Here is a 20,069-nt window from a genome sequence, read left to right on the forward strand (position 1 = left end):
ACGCCGGTGGTTATGGGTCCCCGCTTTCCGCGGGGACGACGAGAGAGAGCTATTCCTCGACGCCGTAACGATGCAGATCGTTGCCGGAGGTGTCGAGCCAGGTCTTGGCGCGCTCGACATGGCTGCAGACGCGCGCGACGACGCGCCAGAACCGCGCCGAATGGTTCATCTCGACGAGATGGGCGACCTCATGGGCGGCGAGATAATCGAGCACGTAAGAAGGCGCCAGAATCAGCCGCCATGAGAACGACAGCGAGCCCGCGGATGTGCAGGAGCCCCAGCGGCTCGACTGATCGCGGATCGATAGCCGCTTCACGCGGACGCCAAGCGCCTGCGCGTAGGTTTGCGCCGCCTTCTGCAGGTCGCGGCGCGCCTCGCGCTTCAGGTAATCATGCACCCGCCGCTCGATATGTTCCGCGCCGCCGGCGACGCAGAGAATCCGCTCGCCGCTGTCGCGCACCTCCGTCCACACCGTGCCGCGCTGGCCGGCGCGATGCACGATCCGGTGCGCAACACCGCGCAGCGGCACCAAGGTGCCCGGAAGAAACGGCGCCGCCTTCGGCAAGCGGCCGAGACGCGCGGCGATCCAGCCGCCGTGACGCTGCGCGAAGTCCTTCGCATCCGTGAGCGTGCCGCGCGGCGGCATGGTCAGGATCGCTTCGCGGTCGCTGGGATGGATGCGCAAGGTGTAACGCCGCGCGCGACGGTGCCGGCGCAGCCGAACCGAATAGATTTGCGAGCCGTGCTTGATCAAAAGAGTCGAGGGCTCGTAAGGCCGCCGATAAAGGAGGGCGCGAGTAGCCATGTCTGAAAGTCCGGGGAGCAGGAGTTCGCCCGGATTCTGCCATATCCGCCGCCAGTGAAATCGCTCGGCGCAAAAACAAATCATTTGCCCAATATACAGGGGCTGGCCGGCCGTTCCCCCCTACAGGATGGGGCTGGAACAAAAAATTTCGGCCCAAAATCGACCCGGCGAGGCCGTTTAAGGATTGAGTACATACTCATTCCTTAAAGAGGCCCCGAATCCAGGTTTCTCCGGGTCAATTCAGGGGGTTATCGGGGAGGCGATTCGGCGCCGGCAACGCGATCGTTCATCGGCGCGCGTGCGGACGCTGCGGGAACCGATGTTTATTCTGCGGCCGCAGCGAGCGATGGCTTTGCGATCGCCGCCGACATCATGAAATCGGAAATGCGCGGCACGATTTCCGACTTGAAGCGGGAACCGTTGAACACGCCGTAATGTCCGACGCCCTTCTGCACGTAATGAACGCGACGGTGGGCGGGGATAGCGGTGCACAATTCGTGGGTCGCTTCGGTCTGGCCGAGCCCTGAGATGTCGTCTTTCTCGCCTTCCACCGTCATCAGCGCGACGCGGGTGATCTTGGAGGGATCGACCGGCTTGCCGCGATGGGTCATCTCGCCCTTCGGCAGCGCGTGCTTGATGAAGACGAGATCAACGGTCTGCAGATAATACTCGGCGGCCAGATCCATCACCGCGAGATATTCGTCGTAGAAATCGCGATGCTTGTCGACCAAATCGCCGTCGCCCTTGACCAAATTCTTGAACAGGTTCTTGTGCGCGTCCATGTGGCGGTCGAGGTTCATGCTGATGAAGCCGTTGAGCTGCAGAAAGCCCGGATAGACATCGCGCATCACGCCGGGATGCGGGAACGGCACTTTGGTGATGACGTGGCTGCGGAACCAGTCGATGCCGCGCTCGGCGGCGAGATTATTGACTGCGGTCGGATTGCGGCGGGTATCGATCGGGCCGCCCATCAGCGTCATCGACAAGGGAACGAAGGGATCGCGGTTGGCTTCCATCAGGGAAACCGCCGCCACCACCGGCACCGAAGGCTGGCACACCGCGATCACATGCATGTTGCCGCCAAGCACGTGCAGCATCTCGATGACGTAGTCGATGTAATCGTCGAGATCAAAGCGGCCCTCGGCGACCGGCACCATCCGAGCATCGGACCAGTCGGTGATATAGACCTCGTGCGTCGGCAGGAAGGCTTCCACCGTGCCGCGGAGCAATGTTGCGTAATGGCCCGACATCGGCGCCACGATCAGCACCCGCGGCTGCGGGGCCCGCAGCGGCCGGGTCAATTTGCGGTCGAAGTACAACAGCCGGCAGAACGGCTTTTCCCAGATCGAGCGGATCTCGATCGGGGTGCGGACGCCGTTGACCTCGGTATCGTTGAGACCCCATTCGGGCTTGCCGTAACGGCGGGTGGTGCGCTCGAACAATTCGCAGCCCGCGGCAACCGATTTGCCGAACTCGGTGTGCGACCAGGGATTGAGCGGATTCTGAAACAGGATTTTTGTCGCGTCGGTAACGGCCCGCGCCGGATTGAGCGAGGCCTGCGCCATTTCGTACATCCAGTACATCGGCGTCGTGAGCGCCGGACTGCCTTCGGCCACCAGGGGCGGTGCGCCGCCAAACTCACCAATCGGCATATGGTCCTCAAGTCTCTTTTGCATCGCAGCATAGTGCCGAATGCGTAATAAAGCGTCAATGAACAGATCGGTATATCTGTGCGCCGCACAAGCCGAAAAACATCAAATCCATGGGATAAGTCTTAGGTTATTCGCCACTCTGGATCAACGAGCCGTGGCGGCGAGCGCTGCGCAAAAGTGCAAGAAATACCGCAAATGACGCAATAAAGAGCACAGCATTAATCGCCAGCGCCTCGATCATCAGGTCAGTTCGAAATACATGGTCGATCAACAGCGCCCGCATGCCCTCGAACACGTAAGTGGGCGGCAAGGTCCAGGCGACATATTGCAGCCAGTGCGGCAGCACCGTCACCGGGTAATAGATGCAGGCGAGCGGCATCAGCGCGAACATCAGCGTCCAGACGATGCTCTCCGCGCCGAGGCCGTTACGCACCACGAGGCCCGAGACAAAAATGCCGACCGACCAGCTCGTGAAAATCAGATTGCAGAAAAACGCGATCAGCGGCAGCCCGATGCCGTAGAAATTGAAGTGAAACAGAAACAGCGCCAATAGCGTCATCGGAATGACGCCGATCGCGAGCCGGATCAGGCTCATCACCATCAGCGCGATCAAAAACTCGATCGGCTTTAGCGGGCTCATCATCAGATTGCCGAGATTGCGCGCCCACATCTCCTCGAGAAACGAGATCGAAAACCCGAGCTGCCCTCGGAACAGGATGTCCCACAGGATCACCGCGCCGATCAGCGTGCCGCCGGCGCGCGCGAAAAACCCGGCATTTTGCGCGATGTAGGTCTGCAGGAAGCCCCAGGTGACGATCTGCAGCGCCGGCCAATAAAGCAGTTCCAACAGCCGCGGCCACGACGACAGCAACAGATACCAATAGCGCAGGATCATCGCGTTGATGCGATGCGGCGCGATGCCTCCGGTGATGGCGAGTTCGCTCATTTCGCCGTCTCCTGGACCCGGCCGCGGGCGACATCGAGGAACACTTCCTCCAGCGTCGCGCGGTTGTAGCGGGCCATGATTTTGTCCGGGCTGTCATCGTCCTCGATGCGGCCGCGCTTCATGATGATGACGCGGTCGCACAGCCGTTCCACTTCCAGCATGTTGTGCGATGCCAAGAGGATGGTGGCGCCATTTTCCTTGCGATAATCCTGAAGATGCTGCCGGACCCAGTCCGCGGTATCGGGATCGAGGGAGGCCGTCGGCTCGTCCAGCAACAGCAGTTCCGGATGGTTGATCAAAGCCTTTGCGAGCGCGACGCGCGTCTTTTGCCCGGCGGAGAGTTTGCCGTTGGGCCGGTCGAGGAACTCGCCGAGATCGAGATCATCGGCGAGCTGCGCGATGCGCGCGGGCAAATTCTTGACCGCATAGAGCTTACCGAAGATGGTGAGATTCTGCCGCACCGTGAGCCGCATCGGCATGTCGACATAGGGACTTTCGAAATTCATCCGGCCGAGCACGCGGGCGCTCTCTTCCGGGATCGCACAATCCAGCACCCGGATGCGGCCCGAGGTCGGCAGCACCAGCCCCATGATCATGGCAATGGTCGTGGTCTTGCCGGCGCCGTTGCCGCCGAGCAATCCGGTGATGCTGCCGCGTGCGATGCGAAACGACACGTCGTCGACGGCGCGGATGGTCTTGTAGAGTTTTGTCAGCTGCGCGACTTCGATCGCGGCCGATCCTTTCGGATCGGCCTCGGCAAAACCGGACCTGACTGCGCCGTTATCCATCATGCGGGCCGTTCATTGGGCTATTGCCGCGACAAGCGCAAGACTCAAAGCTCAAGACTTTTGGTCGTCCCGTCAGTGGCCTCGGGCGGCGAATTTGTGGCGGGGACCGCGCGCGGTTAAACTACGAGCATGACAGAAATTGCCGCCACCGATTTTCGCCATCCAGGCCGCTATGTCCGCCTGGATACCATCCTGCGGCTGCGCTGGCTCGCGGCGCTCGGGCAGCTCGCTGCCATTTTCATCGTGGTGCAAGGGCTGGAATTCGACGTCCCGGTGGTTCCCTGCGTCACCATTGTCGGCCTGTCCGCGCTGCTCAATCTGGTGCTGCAGATCACCTTCAATCCGATGCAGCGGCTCGAGCCGGTCTATGCGGCGGCGCTACTGGGGCTCAACATCGTCGAACTCGCCGCGCTTTTGTTTTTCACCGGCGGGCTGCAGAACCCGTTTTCATTCCTGTTTCTTGCACCGGTTCTGATTTCGGCCACCGCGTTGCCGATCCGGCTGACCATCGCGATCGGAGCTCTCGCGGTGGCGTGCGCCTCGGTGCTGCTGTTTTTCTATCTGCCGCTGCCGTGGGACAGCGAGGACCCGCTGGTGCTGCCACCGATCTATCTGTTCGGCGTCTGGCTTTCGATCGTGCTCGCGATCGGGGTCACGAGCCTCTATGCGTTCCAGGTCACCGAGGAAGCCCGCAAATTGTCCGACGCGCTGGCCGCGACCGAACTGGTGCTGACCCGCGAGCAGCATCTGACGCAATTGGATGGTCTGGCGGCAGCCGCCGCGCACGAGCTCGGCACGCCGCTGTCGACGATTTTCCTGATTTCGCGCGAATTGGAGCAAGCGTTAAAGGATAACAAGGAGCTTGGCGGCGACATCAAGACGCTGCGCGAGCAGGCGCAGCGCTGCCGCGACATCCTGGCCAAGATCACGCAGCTCTCGGCGACCGGCGCGCCGTTCGACCGCATGCCGTTGTCGACGCTGATCGAGGAGACGGTCGCGCCGCATCGCGACTTCGGCGTCGCGATCAAGGTCCGGATCGCGGTCACCGGCGCCAGCGAGCCGGTCGGCACCCGCAATCCGGCGATCCTCTATGGCGTCGGCAACATCCTGGAAAACGCCGTCGATTTCGCACGCGAAACCGTGGAAGTGAACGCGTGGTGGAACACCGAGACCGTCGAGCTCGTGATTTCCGACGACGGCCCGGGATTCGCGCCAGACATCTTGAAGCGCATCGGCGAACCCTATCTGTCGCGGCGAAAGAGCGTGGATGAAGCCCAAGGCGAACACCGCGGGCTCGGGCTCGGGGTCTTCATCGCCCGCACGCTATTGGAGCGCACCGGCGCCAAGGTCTCGTTCTCTAACCGCACCTTTCCCGATCACGGCGCCGTGGTCCACATCGCCTGGCCGCGCCACCGCTTCGAGGCCGAGGAAACCGCCGACGAGCCAGCGACTTAGGTCTGCCTTGGCAGGGCCATTTTGGCGGCCCATATATTAGACATTGTAAAAAAGGATACCCTCGACTTGACCGCCATCGCCGAACTCTCCGGCCACGCCGATCGCTCGCTCCTGATCGTGGAGGACGACAAGCCGTTTTTGGAGCGGCTGTCGCGCGCCATGGAAACCCGCGGCTTCACCGTGACCTCCTGCGACAGCGTCTCCGATGGTTTGGCGGAGATCGGCAAGGCCGCGCCGGCCTTCGCGGTGGTGGATTTGCGTCTCGGCGACGGCAACGGCCTTGACGTGGTGTCGGCGCTGAAGCGCAAGCGCCCCGACGCCCGCGCCATCGTGCTGACCGGCTATGGCAACATCGCCACCGCCGTCACGGCGGTGAAAATGGGTGCGGTGGATTATCTTTCAAAGCCGGCCGACGCCGACGACGTCGTCGCTGCCTTGCTCGCCAGCGGCACCGAGAAGTCCGAACTGCCGCACAATCCGATGTCGGCGGACCGCGTGCGCTGGGAGCACATCCAGCGCATCTATGAAATGTGCAACCGTAACGTCTCAGAGACGGCGCGGCGGCTCAATATGCACCGCCGCACCCTGCAGCGCATCCTGGCCAAGCGCGCGCCGCGCTAGGCGTTGCGCCGGGCGTGCCGCCGCAAAGCCATCCAGCGCGATGGCGACAGAAGCGGCGTGCCGCATTTTTGATCACCTTTCCAGCACTTCTACGGAGACTTCAACGTCCCGGTAATAAGAGTGTGTTAGGCATGGGCGGAGATAAACGGACAGATCGAAATCATCCAGCAGAGGGAATGGGCCGATGGCCGCTGCGGTTCAGCGCACCAGCAACAAGACGGCCGCCTCAGAACAGGCTGACGAGGATCACTCGGACATTTCCGCCCTGATCGCGCGATTGACCGCCGAGGTCGACCAGACCGCCTGCGAGAAGGCGAGGTCGATCCAGCAAATCACCAACCAGATGAAAATGCTGGCGCTGAACGCGCTGATCGAAAGCTCGCGCGCCGGCGCCCAGGGCGCGGGCTTTGCCGTGGTGGCGCAGGAAGTCCGCAGCGTCGGGCAGAGGGTCGAGACCATCTCGAAGGAGCTCGAAACCCAATTGACCAAGCGGACTGCAAACCTGATGCAGTCGATCGAGAAAATGACCGAGCGTGCGCGCGGCGAACGCATGGTCGACCTCGCGCTCAATGCCATCGAATTAATCGACCGAAACCTTTATGAGCGCACCTGCGACGTGCGCTGGTGGGCGACCGATTCCGCCGTGGTGGATTGCGCCGCCGACCCGACGCCTGCGAATGTTTCCCACGTCGCCAAGCGCCTTGCCGTGATCCTGCGCGCCTATACGGTCTATCTCGACCTTTGGCTGTGCGACCTCAACGGCCATGTGCTGGCCAGCGCCCGCTCGGATCGCTACGACGTCAAGGGCGCAAGCGTCGCCTCGACGCGATGGTTCTCCGACGCGCTCAAGCTGCGGTCCGGCGATGATTACGTCGCCGGCGATATCGAGCGTCAGCCGCTGCTCGGCAATGCCCCGGTCGCGACCTATTGCGCCAGCGTGCGCGAAGGCGGCGACGCCAATGGCAAGCCGCTCGGCGTGCTGGCGATCCATTTCGACTGGGAGACGCAGGCCCGCGCCATCGTCCAGGGGGTGCGGGTCGACGACGACAAGGCCCGCGTGCTGCTGGTGGATTCGAATTTTCGTGTGATCGCCTCATCCGACGGCCAGGGCCTGCTCACCGAGCATGTGCCGCTTGCGATCAATGGCAAAAGCAGCGGGGTCTACAAGGACCGCTCCGGCACGCAGGTGGCGTTCCACCTCACCCCCGGCTACGAGACCTATGGCGGTCTCGGCTGGTTCGGCGTCATCGTCCGCTAGCAGCGCCTCCTAGAACTCCCCGTGGCCGCCCTGCGGATCGATCAGCCGGTTGATCCGCTGCGCCGCTGCGATCGCAAACCGCACCGTCATCAGTTTCCGGGTCGGCGCCGGCAACCGATGTTCGGGCGCTTCGCAAAAAAGATGCGCGCCATAGGCGTCCGCGACAATCAGGCCGGTATCGGCTGGAAAAATCTCGCAGGGCAAATCCTGCGTGAAGGCGAAGAACAGCCGGTCGCAATGGGCGCGGTATTCCTGCCACTTCTGGTCGGTGCGCAAATCCTCGAGCGATGATTTGATCTCGACGATCCAGATCTCGCCGCGGTCGTTCAGCGCCACCAGATCGGCGCGCCGTCCCGACGGCAGCGGCAATTCGCTGATGCAGGAAAATCCCAGCGACCGCAACAGCCGCGCGGTGCCGCGCGAGATCGCAAGCGCCGTCTCTGACTGACGGCGGTCGGGCGGCGGCACGAGCGAGACCTTGTGGGCGGGCGATTCCATCGCGGCAGCCTATCCGATTTTGCGGAAAGGTTGAAGGCGCAGATCTAGCGGTGTCCCTGCGGAGGGTCTACCTCGGCGAGCGGAATTGAAGTCGAGATGACGCTTTGGCACGCTTGAACTGAAGCCAGCGCCTCCGCAAAATGTGTCCAGCGTTGCTTACCAGCCGTCGCGACGCCTTCCAGATTTCCATCGATTCGATCGCATCCATCATGCGCCGCCAATATCCATACGCCGCCGCAAACGCCGGGATCGAGAGAAGTTTTTGCCGGTTGAGCTGAAACAGCCGTTCGACGCAGGTCAGCTTCAGCACTTCACCGACGAGGAACGTCGCCGCACCCGAAAGCAAATGACCGGTGGCCACCAAATAGCCGGCGAGCGGCTTGACCGGCTCAAGCAGGATGACCGGCACGGCGAACAGGGCCAATGAGGGATAAGGCCGCAAGGAAACGATCCAGCGCCGGGCTCGCTCGAAAAAGTGCATTTTGCCAAGCCACGCGCTGATGGGGCGCGTGACATAAGAAAACAGCCCGTCGACCACGAAATACGCGGTGGCGAGCACGAAAAGCGGGATTTTCCAGATGCGGTCCATGGTCCCTCCAATGATTCAAAGCGCAAGGCATCGATCTGTTCCCGGTTCCGTACCGGTACTTTGTTCATGGACCATGCCACTGCGTTGACCGAACCCGGTTTCCTCAGCCTGAATATCGGTTCCGTGGCGTTTGGCGGTCGCCGCGGATGGGAATGGGTTTCGTCACCAATCGCGTGAGACGTTCCAGGACGACACCAAGACCCAGGCCCGCCAGCACATCGGTGAACCAATGGGCCAGCAGGACTACGTGCGTGCCGACGAGCAATGCACCGGCTGTCCAAACCAGATTTCGGATCCGGGGAGGCAGCAGCGTTGCCGCAGATCCCAGAGCGCCGACATGCAGGGCATGACCGGAGGGAAACGCATCCTCCGATTTTCCGGAAAGCGGCACGCCCCGCCAGTGTTCAGTGACGGTGCGACGGTCAGGCCGCTGCTGGTCGATGAAGGCTTTGAGGATATGCGGCAGCACCGCGGACGACAGCGAACATGCCAGAAAATGCGTGCCTAGCCGGCGTATCGGCTCGTCCGATCGGCGGGTGAAGAGCCAGCCGACCATCGCGGCTGCTATGAGCAAGTGCTCGTCTGCGCCCCGTGTCAAAAGCTCGGCGCCTCGCTCTATCGGAACGTCGGTATGCCGCGCAACATCAAGCGCGATGTCCTTGTCGAGTTGTGTAGGCCGAACAGTAATAAGGGCCATCGGTGCGATCATACAGGGGGGCCGATCAAGGGAACGCAGGGCGTCAAAAAAGGTTCATACCTGCATAGGCGCCTTACGGAATTTCTACTTGGCTACCCGCAAAAAATCGGCATTGTGCAGACATGACCCAGCAAACCGAAACCAAAGCAAGGGCCGGCGCGATCATCGTGCCGGTGACGCTGTTCGAGCAGAACTGCACGATCCTGTGGTGCGAAGCCACAAAAAAAGCGGTCGTGATCGACCCCGGCGGCGATGTTCCGAAAATTGCGGCCGCGATCAAGCAGACCGGCGTCACGGTGGAAAAGATCTGGCTTACCCACGGCCATATCGACCATGTCGGTGGCGCCGCCGATTTGCGCGACGCGCTCAAGGTTGAGATCGTAGGCCCGCACATCGCCGACAAGTTCCTGCTCGACAATGTGGTGACGAGCGGCGCGCGGTTCGGCATGACCGGGGTGCGCGATTTCGCGCCCGACCGCTGGCTTGCCGAGGGCGATCAGGTTTCAATCGGCGAATTGACCTTCGACATTCTGCATTGCCCAGGCCATTCACCGGGTAGCGTGGTGTACTTCAACAAGGAGATGCGCTTTGCGCATGTCGGCGACGTGCTGTTCAACGGCTCGGTCGGGCGCAGCGACATCCCCGGCGGCAATCACGACACGCTGATCAAGTCGATCAAGGACAAGCTGCTGCCGCTCGGCGACGATGTCGGCTTCATCTGCGGCCACGGCCCCGGCTCCAGCATCGGCCAGGAGCGCATGACCAATCCGTTCCTCACCGGGGCGACGTAAGGCGGGGCCCGCCGCTTCCCTCACTCCGCTGCGACCATCTGATCGGCGTTCGCTTCCGCCAGATGCCGCGCGCCCCAGTTGCGGATGGCGGCGATGACGGGCACAAAACTCTTGCCCTTGCGGGTCAGGCGATATTCGACCTTGGGCGGCACGACGCCAAAATCCTTGCGGTCGATCAGCCCTTGCTCGGTGAGCGCCTTCAATTCGCGGGAGAGCACACGGGGTGCGATTACGGCGCTGCCGCTTGAGCCGCGCAACAGTCCGGTTCTGATCTCGCTGTAGCGCTTGGGACCATCCTGCAGGTCCCAGACGATGCGCAGCTTGTACTTGCCGCTGATCATCTTCTGGAACGCCGCCACCGGACAGCCGCAAGCCTGCGCTGATTTGGCGTTTGCCATGGCATCCCTTCCGCAAGGCTTCACCGCTTCAGGATATCGGCAAGCGCAGATAAGTCCATAGTATCATTTTTGTCCATACTTGCGTTATCGCCCCTGACGGCGCCAGATTGAGGCCGGCAACGGGAGGCGAGCGATGATCCTCGTGAGCGGCGCGACCGGACTGAACGGGCAAGAGTTGCTGCGCGTGTTGTCGGCAAAGGGCGTCGCCGTGCGCGCGCTGGTGCGCAACCCGGCGAAAGCGGACGCGATCGCGGCGCTGCCGCATGTCCAACTCGTGCAAGGCGACATGGCGCGCCCGGAAACGCTTGCCGCGGCGCTGCGCGACGTCGAGCGTGCGATGCTGATTTCGTCGTCGGCCCCTGACATGCTCGAAGTGCAGTCGAACTTCATCGATGCGGCAAAAAGGGCCGGCGTCAAACACGTGATAAAATTGTCCGGAATCATGCCGGAACTCGATTCGGCATTTCGCTTCGCGCGGATGCATGGCGAGATCGAGCAGCGGCTGGAAGCCTCCGGACTGGCGTTCACCCATCTGCGGGCCGGCGAGTTCATGCCGGCCTATTTCCGGCAAGTCCCCAATATCGTCGCCAAGGGGGCGATGTTCTTACCCATGGAAGATGCCAGGATCGCCTCGATTGACGTCGGCGATATCGCCGAGATCACGGCGCGCGTGCTGACCGGCTCGGGACACGAGGGCAAGATCTATCCCCTCACCGGCCCAGAAGCGCTGACCATGACCGAGGTCGCCGAAAAGCTCTCCGCCGCCACCGGCAAAACCATCCGCTATGTCAACGTGCCGCCGGAAGATGCGCGCAAAGCCCAATTGGCCGCCGGCATGCCGCCTTATCTCGCCGATGCGCTGTTCGAATTATTCGCGGAACGTCGCAACGGCAAGGAGGCAGCGGTCTGGCCCGACGCCGGCACCTTGCTCGGGCGGCGGCCGAAATCGTTCGACGAATTCGCCAGGCGCCATGCCGCGATATTCCGCGGCGAGGCGCCGCCTCCGAAAGTGTGAAGGGAGCGATCGATGAAGCACTTTATGATCAAATATCAGTTCGCCAACGGCGCAGCTGAGGAATGGCACCGCGAAATAACGCGGTTCATTGCCGCGCTCGACAGCGATCCCGACCTGAAGGGCAGGATCGGCTACTGCGTCATGAAGAACCGCGACGATGCGAGCTACTTTCATCTCGCTACGGCTGCCGACGAACAGGCCATCAAGACGCTGCAGGCGCGGGATTTCTTCAAGCACTATACGGAGAAGACGAGGCAGGTCGCCGGCGGCGAAGTGGTGGTGACGCCGATTGAAGTGATCGCGGAGACGGCGGCGTAGCTCGGGCCTCGTGGTTCGAGACGCCGCTTCGCGGCTCCTCACCATGAGGAGTTAGACCTCATCCTGAGGAGCGGCCACTTGGCCGCGTCTCGAAGGATGAAGCCGCAGTGGCTGACGCCCGACCCCTATCCCGAAATCATGCTGCGAATTTTCCGCGCGAGATTGTCGAGTTCGAACGGTTTGGTGATCATCTCCATGCCCGCCTGCAAGAACCCCTGAGATACCGCAGCGCTCTCGGCGTAGCCGGTCATGAACAGGATCTTTAAGCCAGGCCGCGTTTCCCGCGCCTGGTCGGCGAGCTGGCGGCCGCTGATGCCGGGCAGGCCCACGTCAGTGACGAGTAAATCGATCCGCGCGCTGGTGCGCAGGACGCGCAGGCCCGACGGTCCATCGACCGCCTCGAGCGTCCGAAAACCCTGGTCCTGCAACATTTCGAGAATCACGCCGCGCACGGTCGGCTCGTCCTCGACTACCAGCACGGTTTCGCCGGTAAAGGCATGTTCGGTCGTCCTCGCGGCTGACCCGAGCGGCGCGGCAACGCCGCCTTGGTGGCGCGGCAAATAGAGCCTGATCGACGTTCCCTGCCCCACCCGGCTGTCGATCGTCGCGTGGCCGTTCGACTGCCGCGCAAATCCATAGATCATCGAAAGCCCGAGACCGGTGCCTTGCCCGATCGGCTTGGTGGTGAAGAACGGATCGAAAGCGCGCGCCGCCACCTCCGCGCTCATGCCGACGCCGGTGTCGGTGACCTCGACGCAGATGTAATCGCCGGGCGAAAGCGCCGGCGTATCGGCGGTTACGCTGTCGAGGCGCACGTTGGAAGTTGCGATGGTGAGCGTGCCGCCCTCCGGCATGGCGTCGCGGGCGTTGATGGCGAGATTGAGCAGCGCGCTTTCCAGCTGATTGGGATCGCACAGCGTCCACCAGAGATCGGCGGCGGCGGCGATCTGGAGGTCGATGGTCTCGCCGATGGTCCGGCGCAACAGATCCTCCAGCGACACGATGAGCTGATTGACGTCGACGCCTTTCGGGATCAGCGGCTGGCGCCGCGCAAAGGCGAGCAGGCGATGGGTGAGCGCGGCGGCGCGGTTCGCCGAGGTCATCGCCGCGTCAATATAGCGCGCGACATTTTCGGTGCGTCCCTGATCGAGACGGGTCTGCAGCAAATCGAGCGAGCCGACGATGCCGGTCAACAGATTGTTGAAATCGTGTGCGATGCCGCCGGTCAATTGCCCGACCGCCTCCATCTTCTGCGACTGCCGCAACGCCTCTTCGGTCGCTTTCAGCCGTTCGGCCGCGGCCTTCTCCACGGTCACGTCGCGCGCCACCGCAAAAATGCGGTCCTGATCCGGTACGCCGGTCCACGACAGCCAGCGATAGGACCCGTCCTTGTGCCGAAAGCGGCCTTCGAATCTCACTGTCAGATTGCCCTGAATCAGATGGCCGACATCCATCCGGGTCAGTCCGCCATCGTCGGGATGCTCCAGCCATTCCGACGTCCGGTTCAATAATTCAGCCTCGCTCCAGCCGAACGTTCTGGTCCAGGCCGGGTTGACCGTCCGCCAGACGCCGTTGCGATCCACGATCACCAACATGTCCTGCGTCACGTTCCAGATCCGGCTACGCTCGCGCAGCTTGACGGCAGCAAGGTAGTCCTCGGTCACGTCGCGGCAAACCACCAGCACGCCGCCGATGCCGTCGTCCTCGTCGATCGGGCTATAGCCATAGGTCCAGTAGACTTGCTCGAGCCGGCCGTGACGGGTCACCGGAACCAGCTGGTTCTCATGCCAGGTGGCGCCGCCGCCGCGCATCACCTGCTCGATCTGGGGACCGATGATGGGCCAGATTTCGGCCCAGCACTCGCGTCCGCGTTGACCGAGCGCGCTCGGATGGCGCTCGGGTCCCATGGTCTGGCGGTAGGCGTCGTTATAGAATTGAATGAGTTCTTCGCCCCACCAGATGAACATCGGGTGGTTGGTATTGAGCAAGATTCGAACCGCCGTGCGCAGGCTTTGCGGCCAGGTTTCGGGCTTCCCCAGCGGACTTGCCGACCAATCATAGGCCCGCATCAAGGCGCCCATCTCCCCGCCGCCGGCGAGGAAATCCGCAGAGCTCCGTTTGTTGAGTTTCAACATCTGGGATTGGCGGCCAATTCAGCACAAGTTGGCAGCCGGAACTTAACCGCCTGTCACAATCCCACCAAACTCGCAGCCCCCGCCTCCGGTTCCAATATTTTTGGCCCGCAAGGCAAAATAACGCATGCTGGCGCAGCCGCCGCTGATGGCGACGCCGATCCAATCGCGAGGAAACGCTTATTTCATCAGGCCCGCGGCGGTAAGCGCGCGGGTGATGACGCTGCCAACGTCGATCGCACGACGCCGCGATGGTTCAGGACCACGATTGAGCGTCGTCCGCGGCCAGAGCACGTCGGCGAGATCCGGCGTCGGCGCAGGGGCAACCACCGGAACTATCTTTACGGCTTGCTTCGAATTTTTCGCCGCAGCCTCCTTCGAAGCTGCTTTCTCTTTTGGAGCCGCGTTGGGCTTAGGAATCCACCCGGTCAGGCCGAAGAAACTTGCGATATGATAGGACGACGAGATCCCCGCCTCGATCAGGTGCGCGCCTTGTGCGCCGTAGCGTTCGTCATTGTCGGCGATACCGAGCGGGGTGCCGTGGGCCATGTCGGTGATGGTGTAGGATTCGACGATGGTCTCGCCGTCCGCGTTCCACCAGACCTGACGGGGGTAGCCGTCGACATTCGCCTCCGACATCGGCGCCTGAGGCAGTTGATGCACGTCGAGCCACTGCTTGAGGATCTCGTTGGCGTTCGCCGGGTTGACGGTGCGATCGGCACTGCCATGCCATACCGAGAGTTTTGGCCAGGGTCCCCTGTGAGTTGAAGCGTTGCGCACCAGATCGCCCAACTCTGATGCCGGGTTGGCTGGCGTCTGGAACATTCCGTTCAAGGCTTCCCGCACATTGGTGGCGACGCCGAAAGGAAGGCCGGCAATCACCGCGCCAGCCGCGAACACCTCCGGATAGGTTGCAAGCATCACCGAGGTCATGGCGCCGCCGGCGGAAAGCCCGGTGACGAAGATCCGTTGCGCGCTGATTTTGTGCTCGCCAACCATCTGCGCGATCATTTGCCGGATCGAACAGGCTTCGCCGCTGCCGCGCGCAGTGTCTTCCGGATTGAACCAGTTGAAGCAGGTTTGCCCGTTGTTTACGGCCTGCTGCTCGGGCATCAGCAAGGCAAAACCGTAGCGCTTGGCGAGCGTCGACCAGCCGGCGCCGAAATCATAGCCGGCAGCGGTTTGGCCGCATCCGTGCAGGACGACAACCAGCGCGCTCGGCTCCTGAAGATTGGCAGGCACGAAGGAGAACATCCGGAGATCGCCGGGATTGGAGCCAAAGCCCGTGGTCTCAACCAGGGGACTGCGCAGCCCCGCATTCAGGCCCTTCCCGAAGTCAGAAAAGCCATTGATTCCATTCAACTTTGGCAGATGTCGCAGGAATTCGACATTTTTTGCAAGGGACACCGGCAGCTCCGTCATCAGTGAGATTCACTAACCTCAACCCTGACCAGATAGTTGCTGCAGTGCAAAATAAAAAGACCGTGTGCTGTCATTCCCCAGAATTTACTGCCGGTAACCTTGATCTGCCGTATTCGCACCCCGCGCGCCGCATCCACGACAGAAATGCGACGCTGGTGAGAATCGACAGCGCAAATAGCGCCACAGATGCGTAGAGCGCGAGCCGCACCGAGGTGACAGCCTCGATCGCAAAAAATACCGCGCCGATCGCCGCTATGCCGGCGGCGTTGGCGATTTGCGAGGTCGTTCCGTACATGCCCGAGCCGGAGCCGGCGCTTGCCGCCTTCACCGTGGACAAGACCGTGCCGGACAACGGCGCCATCACCAACCCCTGGCCGTAACCGAAAATCACAAGCAGCAGCGCCAGCAAGGAGGCCGTCGGCGTCGCCACCAACGCGACCGTCAGCGCCAGCGCCGCGAGGCCCGCCACTTGAGTGGCGCAACCTTCGATCAGCACCAGCGTGCCGCGATGCCGCGCCCGCAACGCGCTGTGCCGCGAGGCGATGACGAAGGCGATCGCGAGCGGCACGAACACCAGGCCGGCCTGCAGCGGCGGAATATGCAGGCCGCGCTGCATGAACAGGGTCATGATCAGATAGAACGACAAATTGGCGAAAAAGAAGAAGAAGGCGGCGCCGAGGCCACGCATGAAGGCTCTATCCGACAACAGCGCCAGATCGATCAGCGGCATGCCGCCGCGGCTTGCGACCGCTCGTTCGAGGCGCAGGAACGCGGCAATGATGGCGACGCCCGCCGCCATCACCAGCCAGAGCCACGGTGCCCACCCCACATCGTGCCCGAACAACAGCGGCCCGATCAGGCACAATACTCCGGTGAACAGGACGATGGCGCCGGGAATGTCGAGCCGTGTGCCGGCGCGCTGCGGCACCGTCGGCATGATCTTCCACGCCGCCGCGATGATCGCCAGGCCGAACGGCACGTTGACAAAAAACACCACACGCCAGCCGAGCCCGGCTAGATTGGAGGTCACCAGCACGCCGCCGAGCGCAAAACCGGCCGCGCCAGCCAGCCCAAGCACGACGCCGTAAATGCCGAAGGCGCGGCTGCGCGAGGCGTCCGGGAACAACAGATGAAGGGTGGCAAGCACCTGCGGCACCATCAGCGCCGCGGTCGCGCCTTGCGCCAGCCGCGCCGTAATGAGCTCAGCGCCTGATCGCGCAAGACCGCACCACAGCGAGGTGAGCGTGAAGCCCAACACGCCGGCCAGAAATACATTCCGGGTGCCGTAGATATCGCCGAGCCGGCCGCCGGTGACCACCAATGTCGCATAGGCAATAAGATAGATCGCAATCACGGATTCGATCTGCGCCGGGCTCGCATGCAGCTCGGTCGCGATGGTCGGTATCGCGACATTGACGATGAAAGCATCGACACCGAACATGAATTGGGCGGCGACGACGATCGCGAGCACCCACCAGCGGCGCGACGATTCGAGGTTGGCTGAAACCATCTGATGCATGGGGAAGCGGCCTTGTCCGATATCTGCTGCCTCCGATGATCTCAGCATTCGCGCGTCCCGGCGATTACCTCCGAGGTAGGGATTTTCAAAGTTTTGGCCCGATTGCTGCATGGTGAACGGCCTCTAGACCTTATTTCCAGCCGTCTTTTCGAGTTCGGACCGCCCTCGATGTACGACTTTGACATGGTTGTGATCGGCTCCGGCCCTTCCGGCCGCAGAGCCGCCGTGCAATTCGCAAAGCTCGGCCGGTCGGTTCTGGTGGTGGAAAAAGGCCGGCGGGTCGGCGGCGTTTCGGTCCATACCGGGACCATCCCCTCCAAAACCCTGCGCGAGACCGTGCTCAACCTTTCCGGCTGGCGCGAGCGCGGCTTTTACGGCCGTTCCTACCGGGTGAAGCAGGATATCGGCGCCACCGACCTGATGGCGCGGCTGCAGAAGACCCTCGACCATGAAGTCGAAGTGCTGGAGCATCAGTTCAGCCGCAACATGGTCAAGACCGCCTGTGGCGAGGGCCGTTTTGTCGGGCCACACCAGATCGAGGTCACCGCTGAAAACGGTGAGACCAAAATGGTGTCCGCCGCGCACGTCCTGATCGCCTGCGGCACGCGGCCGTTCCGCCCCGATTATGTCCCGTTCGACGGCAGATGCGTGTTCGACAGCGACGAGATCATCGAGCTGCCAAAGCTGCCGCGCAGCCTTGCCGTGATCGGCGCCGGCGTGATCGGGGTCGAATATGCCACCATCTTCTCCGCGCTCGACGTCGCCGTGACCTTGATCGAACCGCGGCCGACATTCCTGGATTTCATCGACAAGGAACTAATCGACGAGTTCATGCACGAGCTGCGCGACCGCAATGTCGCGGTCCGGCTCGGCTCCAAGGTCAATTCGATCGAGCACAGCGCAAACGGCGGCATCGTCACAAAACTTTCCGACGGCCGCAACGTCAGTTCCGAAATGCTATTGTTCGCGGCGGGGCGGGTCGGCGCCACCGACCGGCTCAATCTCGAAGCGGCCGGGATCGCGGTCGACCATCGCGGCCGCATTGCGGTCGATCCATTGACGCTGCAAACCAACGTGCCCCACATCTATGCGGCCGGCGACGTGATCGGGTTTCCGAGCCTCGCCTCGACCTCGATGGAGCAGGGGCGGGTCGCTGCCTGTCATGCGCTCGGCATGGAGCCGATGGCACCGCCCGAATTCTTCCCCTACGGGATCTATTCGGTGCCGGAGATTTCGACCACGGGCCTGACGGAAGAGGAAGTGCGGACCCGCGGCATCCCTTACGAGGTCGGCGTCGCGCGCTTTCGCGAAACCTCGCGCGGCCATATCATGGGGCTCAACAGCGGCATGATGAAGATGATCTTCTCGACCAAAACGAGACGGCTATTGGGCGTGCACATTCTCGGCGAGGGCGCGACCGAACTTATTCATATCGGACAGGCTGTGCTCAACCTCAAAGGCACGATCGATTATTTTATCCAGAACACTTTTAATTATCCGACGCTGGCGGAGGCTTACAAGATCGCCGGGCTGGATGCGTGGAACAGGATGACGAGGTAACTCAGGAGTCCGTCATTGCGAGGAGCGCTTGCGACGAAGCAATCCAGCTTTCGCTCCGCGAAAAGGAAGCTGGATTGCTTCGCTGCGCTCGCAATGACGATTAAATCGCCTTCAATTTCCGATAGGCGAACCACACCATTTTCAACAACAGCCAGCCGTCGCGAAACCGCGAGATCTGGGTTTCACCAAACGTGCGCGCCTTGTAGTGGATCGGGGTCTCGATGATTTTTAGATTCTGTTTGGCCGCGCCGAAGATCAGGTCGAAATCGCCGAACGGATCGAAATTGCCGAAATAGTCGCGCTCGCGCGCCAGCACCTCGTAATCCTTTCGCAGCAGCACCTTGGTGCCGCAAAGCGTGTCGGTCAGGCGGGTGTTGACGAGGTAGCTGAAGAGATAGGCAAAGCAGCGGTTGGCGATCAAATTGAGCGGCCGCATCGCCTCGTTTTCCATCGGGTAGATCAGCCTGGTGCCGTTGACGAACTCGGCCTTGCCGGTCTCGATCACCGCGTGATATTTCGGCAGCGCTTCCGGCGGCATCGTCAGATCGGCGTCCAGAATCATCAAGACGTCGCCGGTCGCCGCAGCAAAGCCCTTGCGGACCGCATCGCCCTTGCCCTTGCCGTCCTGTTTCAGCACCTTGATGTCCCACTGGTCCTTGTAGGCGTCGCGGACGCGTTCGCATTCCTCAAACGTGCCGTCGCTGGAATTGCCCTCGACGAACAGGATCTCCTGCGACGAGCCGAATCGGGGCATGCGCAGGATCGCGTTTTCGACGTTGCCTTTCTCGTTGCGGCAGGGAACGAGAATGCTCACGGAGAATTTCCGGTCCGGAAAATGGCGGACTGGACGCCCGACGATATAGGTCCGCAAGCACAGCTTCCTGATCCCCGGCAATGGCGCGATGAACCGGTTGACGAACGGGCCGAGCCCGAACCAGCGCAACGGGATCAATTGCCGCTGCTCCTGGCTGATCACCTCGAAATCCGCAAGATCCATCAGGTTCAGGAAGTCAGCGGTAGCGATGTAGTTGATTTTCGGTTGCCTGGAGCGCAGACGCAGCGCTTCGGCAAGCTTCAGCATCGGCTCCCACAAATGCGAGTAATAGGAGATGATGATCCGCGTCGACGGCGCGCATAGATGATGCACCAGACTCAGCGTGCCGTCGATGTCCTCGAACATGCCGATCGTGTCGGCGATCACGATGTAATCGAACGGTCCCTCGATGCCGGCGAGCGTCGCCGGATCTTCCGCATCACCCAGGACAAAATGCAGATCGGGATGCAGCTCCTCGGCCTTCGCAATGGCCTTGGCGCTGAAGTCGACGCCGACGCCGTAGGAAGGCGCAAGCGCAGCCAGCAATTGGCCGCGGCCGCAACCTAATTCCAGCACCCGTTTGCCCGGCGGAATCAGAAAGCGCATGAACTTGCGGTCGTCTTCACGATAGGCGGCATTGAACTGGCCCGGACGATCGAGCTCGTCGCCGGCTGCCTCAAAGTGCTGCAAAAACTCGAGTTTCCGCTGATTCTGCGACGGCGAGTAAGGGATTTTGGAATTCATGACAGCCTCGAATGGACCCTGGAATTCAAGACCTGCCAATTGCCTGC

At 62.1% G+C, this 20,069-nt stretch carries 19 protein-coding genes; 7 read left to right on the forward strand and 12 right to left on the reverse strand.

Going from position 1 to position 20,069, the window contains the following annotated elements; genetic code table 11:
• Nucleotides 1-49: 49 nt before the first annotated feature.
• From B5526_RS17615 to B5526_RS17630, 4 genes are all read right to left on the reverse strand, one after another.
• Nucleotides 50-889, reverse strand: a complete 840-nt coding sequence (locus B5526_RS17615) for a M48 family metallopeptidase (protein ID WP_079539981.1) — start codon at nucleotides 887-889, stop codon at nucleotides 50-52.
• Between the two features lie 239 nt (nucleotides 890-1,128).
• Nucleotides 1,129-2,457 (reverse strand): polyhydroxyalkanoate depolymerase, encoded by a 1,329-nt coding sequence (locus B5526_RS17620; protein ID WP_079545078.1) that lies wholly within the window; start codon nucleotides 2,455-2,457, stop codon nucleotides 1,129-1,131.
• A 127-nt stretch (nucleotides 2,458-2,584) separates the two neighbouring features.
• A complete protein-coding gene (locus B5526_RS17625) occupies nucleotides 2,585-3,403 on the reverse strand; it encodes an ABC transporter permease (protein WP_079539982.1) in 819 nt (272 codons plus the stop codon).
• Nucleotides 3,400-4,194: an ABC transporter ATP-binding protein gene (locus tag B5526_RS17630; RefSeq protein WP_079539984.1), complete on the reverse strand. Its 795-nt coding sequence runs from the start codon at nucleotides 4,192-4,194 to the stop codon at nucleotides 3,400-3,402. The genes B5526_RS17625 and B5526_RS17630 overlap by 4 nt, the downstream gene beginning before the upstream one ends.
• Nucleotides 4,195-4,320: 126 nt before the next feature.
• On the opposite strand from B5526_RS17630, the gene B5526_RS17635 reads away from it, so the two are divergent.
• From B5526_RS17635 to B5526_RS17645, 3 genes are all read left to right on the forward strand, one after another.
• Nucleotides 4,321-5,646, forward strand: coding sequence for an ActS/PrrB/RegB family redox-sensitive histidine kinase (locus tag B5526_RS17635; protein ID WP_079539986.1), 1,326 nt, complete (start codon nucleotides 4,321-4,323; stop codon nucleotides 5,644-5,646).
• A 66-nt stretch (nucleotides 5,647-5,712) separates the two neighbouring features.
• Nucleotides 5,713-6,267, forward strand: a complete 555-nt coding sequence (locus B5526_RS17640; RefSeq protein ID WP_079539988.1) for an ActR/PrrA/RegA family redox response regulator transcription factor — start codon at nucleotides 5,713-5,715, stop codon at nucleotides 6,265-6,267.
• A 184-nt stretch (nucleotides 6,268-6,451) separates the two neighbouring features.
• The gene (locus B5526_RS17645; RefSeq protein WP_079539990.1) at nucleotides 6,452-7,525 is read left to right on the forward strand and encodes a methyl-accepting chemotaxis protein; all 1,074 of its coding nucleotides are present in this window, start codon (nucleotides 6,452-6,454) and stop codon (nucleotides 7,523-7,525) included.
• A gap of 9 nt (nucleotides 7,526-7,534) precedes the next feature.
• On the opposite strand, the gene B5526_RS17650 is transcribed toward B5526_RS17645, so the two are convergent.
• From B5526_RS17650 to B5526_RS17660, 3 genes are all read right to left on the reverse strand, one after another.
• Nucleotides 7,535-8,023: an MmcB family DNA repair protein gene (locus tag B5526_RS17650; protein ID WP_079539992.1), complete on the reverse strand. Its 489-nt coding sequence runs from the start codon at nucleotides 8,021-8,023 to the stop codon at nucleotides 7,535-7,537.
• Between the two features lie 67 nt (nucleotides 8,024-8,090).
• Nucleotides 8,091-8,612 (reverse strand): hypothetical protein, encoded by a 522-nt coding sequence (locus B5526_RS17655; protein WP_079539995.1) that lies wholly within the window; start codon nucleotides 8,610-8,612, stop codon nucleotides 8,091-8,093.
• 103 nt (nucleotides 8,613-8,715) lie between these two features.
• Nucleotides 8,716-9,321: a phosphatase PAP2 family protein gene (locus B5526_RS17660; protein ID WP_244562325.1), complete on the reverse strand. Its 606-nt coding sequence runs from the start codon at nucleotides 9,319-9,321 to the stop codon at nucleotides 8,716-8,718.
• 110 nt (nucleotides 9,322-9,431) lie between these two features.
• Between B5526_RS17660 and B5526_RS17665 the strand changes: the two genes are divergently transcribed.
• Entirely contained in the window at nucleotides 9,432-10,100 is a 669-nt protein-coding gene (locus B5526_RS17665) for an MBL fold metallo-hydrolase (protein ID WP_079539997.1), read from the forward strand.
• Between the two features lie 20 nt (nucleotides 10,101-10,120).
• Here B5526_RS17665 and B5526_RS17670 read toward each other — a convergent pair whose 3' ends face one another.
• A complete protein-coding gene (locus tag B5526_RS17670) occupies nucleotides 10,121-10,498 on the reverse strand; it encodes a winged helix-turn-helix transcriptional regulator (protein ID WP_079539999.1) in 378 nt (125 codons plus the stop codon).
• A gap of 133 nt (nucleotides 10,499-10,631) precedes the next feature.
• On the opposite strand from B5526_RS17670, the gene B5526_RS17675 reads away from it, so the two are divergent.
• The gene (locus tag B5526_RS17675) at nucleotides 10,632-11,513 is read left to right on the forward strand and encodes an SDR family oxidoreductase (RefSeq protein ID WP_079540001.1); all 882 of its coding nucleotides are present in this window, start codon (nucleotides 10,632-10,634) and stop codon (nucleotides 11,511-11,513) included.
• Nucleotides 11,514-11,525: 12 nt separating this feature from the next.
• A complete protein-coding gene (locus B5526_RS17680) occupies nucleotides 11,526-11,831 on the forward strand; it encodes a hypothetical protein (RefSeq protein ID WP_079540003.1) in 306 nt (101 codons plus the stop codon).
• Nucleotides 11,832-11,956: 125 nt separating this feature from the next.
• Here B5526_RS17680 and B5526_RS17685 read toward each other — a convergent pair whose 3' ends face one another.
• From B5526_RS17685 to B5526_RS17695, 3 genes are all read right to left on the reverse strand, one after another.
• Nucleotides 11,957-13,966 (reverse strand): hybrid sensor histidine kinase/response regulator, encoded by a 2,010-nt coding sequence (locus tag B5526_RS17685; protein WP_079540006.1) that lies wholly within the window; start codon nucleotides 13,964-13,966, stop codon nucleotides 11,957-11,959.
• A gap of 177 nt (nucleotides 13,967-14,143) precedes the next feature.
• Entirely contained in the window at nucleotides 14,144-15,370 is a 1,227-nt protein-coding gene (locus tag B5526_RS17690; protein WP_079545080.1) for an extracellular catalytic domain type 1 short-chain-length polyhydroxyalkanoate depolymerase, read from the reverse strand.
• A gap of 85 nt (nucleotides 15,371-15,455) precedes the next feature.
• Entirely contained in the window at nucleotides 15,456-16,904 is a 1,449-nt protein-coding gene (locus B5526_RS17695; protein ID WP_079540008.1) for an MFS transporter, read from the reverse strand.
• 168 nt (nucleotides 16,905-17,072) lie between these two features.
• On the opposite strand from B5526_RS17695, the gene sthA reads away from it, so the two are divergent.
• Nucleotides 17,073-18,464 (forward strand): Si-specific NAD(P)(+) transhydrogenase, encoded by a 1,392-nt coding sequence (sthA, locus tag B5526_RS17700; RefSeq protein ID WP_079540010.1) that lies wholly within the window; start codon nucleotides 17,073-17,075, stop codon nucleotides 18,462-18,464.
• A gap of 100 nt (nucleotides 18,465-18,564) precedes the next feature.
• Here sthA and B5526_RS17705 read toward each other — a convergent pair whose 3' ends face one another.
• On the reverse strand, nucleotides 18,565-20,022 hold the full coding sequence (locus B5526_RS17705) for a glycosyltransferase (protein ID WP_079540012.1): 1,458 nt from the start codon (nucleotides 20,020-20,022) through the stop codon (nucleotides 18,565-18,567).
• Nucleotides 20,023-20,069: the final 47 nt, after the last annotated feature.

Origin of the sequence: Bradyrhizobium lablabi (assembly GCF_900141755.1) — a bacterium.
GTDB lineage: Bacteria > Pseudomonadota > Alphaproteobacteria > Rhizobiales > Xanthobacteraceae > Bradyrhizobium > Bradyrhizobium lablabi_A.

Bases quoted from the DNA above. Each gene is read 5' to 3' on its own strand.
- B5526_RS17630 (WP_079539984.1), bottom strand. From the start codon at position 4,194: ATGATGGATAACGGCGCAGTCAGGTCCGGTTTTGCCGAGGCCGATCCG.
- B5526_RS17645 (WP_079539990.1), top strand. From the start codon at position 6,452: ATGGCCGCTGCGGTTCAGCGCACCAGCAACAAGACGGCCGCCTCAGAA.
- B5526_RS17650 (WP_079539992.1), bottom strand. From the start codon at position 8,023: ATGGAATCGCCCGCCCACAAGGTCTCGCTCGTGCCGCCGCCCGACCGC.
- B5526_RS17615 (WP_079539981.1), bottom strand. From the start codon at position 889: ATGATTTGTTTTTGCGCCGAGCGATTTCACTGGCGGCGGATATGGCAG.
- sthA (WP_079540010.1), top strand. From the start codon at position 17,073: ATGTACGACTTTGACATGGTTGTGATCGGCTCCGGCCCTTCCGGCCGC.
- B5526_RS17675 (WP_079540001.1), top strand. From the start codon at position 10,632: ATGATCCTCGTGAGCGGCGCGACCGGACTGAACGGGCAAGAGTTGCTG.
- B5526_RS17705 (WP_079540012.1), bottom strand. From the start codon at position 20,022: ATGAATTCCAAAATCCCTTACTCGCCGTCGCAGAATCAGCGGAAACTC.
- B5526_RS17660 (WP_244562325.1), bottom strand. From the start codon at position 9,321: ATGATCGCACCGATGGCCCTTATTACTGTTCGGCCTACACAACTCGAC.
- B5526_RS17685 (WP_079540006.1), bottom strand. From the start codon at position 13,966: ATGTTGAAACTCAACAAACGGAGCTCTGCGGATTTCCTCGCCGGCGGC.
- B5526_RS17680 (WP_079540003.1), top strand. From the start codon at position 11,526: ATGAAGCACTTTATGATCAAATATCAGTTCGCCAACGGCGCAGCTGAG.
- B5526_RS17695 (WP_079540008.1), bottom strand. From the start codon at position 16,904: ATGCATCAGATGGTTTCAGCCAACCTCGAATCGTCGCGCCGCTGGTGG.
- B5526_RS17665 (WP_079539997.1), top strand. From the start codon at position 9,432: ATGACCCAGCAAACCGAAACCAAAGCAAGGGCCGGCGCGATCATCGTG.
- B5526_RS17635 (WP_079539986.1), top strand. From the start codon at position 4,321: ATGACAGAAATTGCCGCCACCGATTTTCGCCATCCAGGCCGCTATGTC.
- B5526_RS17620 (WP_079545078.1), bottom strand. From the start codon at position 2,457: ATGCCGATTGGTGAGTTTGGCGGCGCACCGCCCCTGGTGGCCGAAGGC.
- B5526_RS17670 (WP_079539999.1), bottom strand. From the start codon at position 10,498: ATGGCAAACGCCAAATCAGCGCAGGCTTGCGGCTGTCCGGTGGCGGCG.
- B5526_RS17655 (WP_079539995.1), bottom strand. From the start codon at position 8,612: ATGGACCGCATCTGGAAAATCCCGCTTTTCGTGCTCGCCACCGCGTAT.
- B5526_RS17625 (WP_079539982.1), bottom strand. From the start codon at position 3,403: ATGAGCGAACTCGCCATCACCGGAGGCATCGCGCCGCATCGCATCAAC.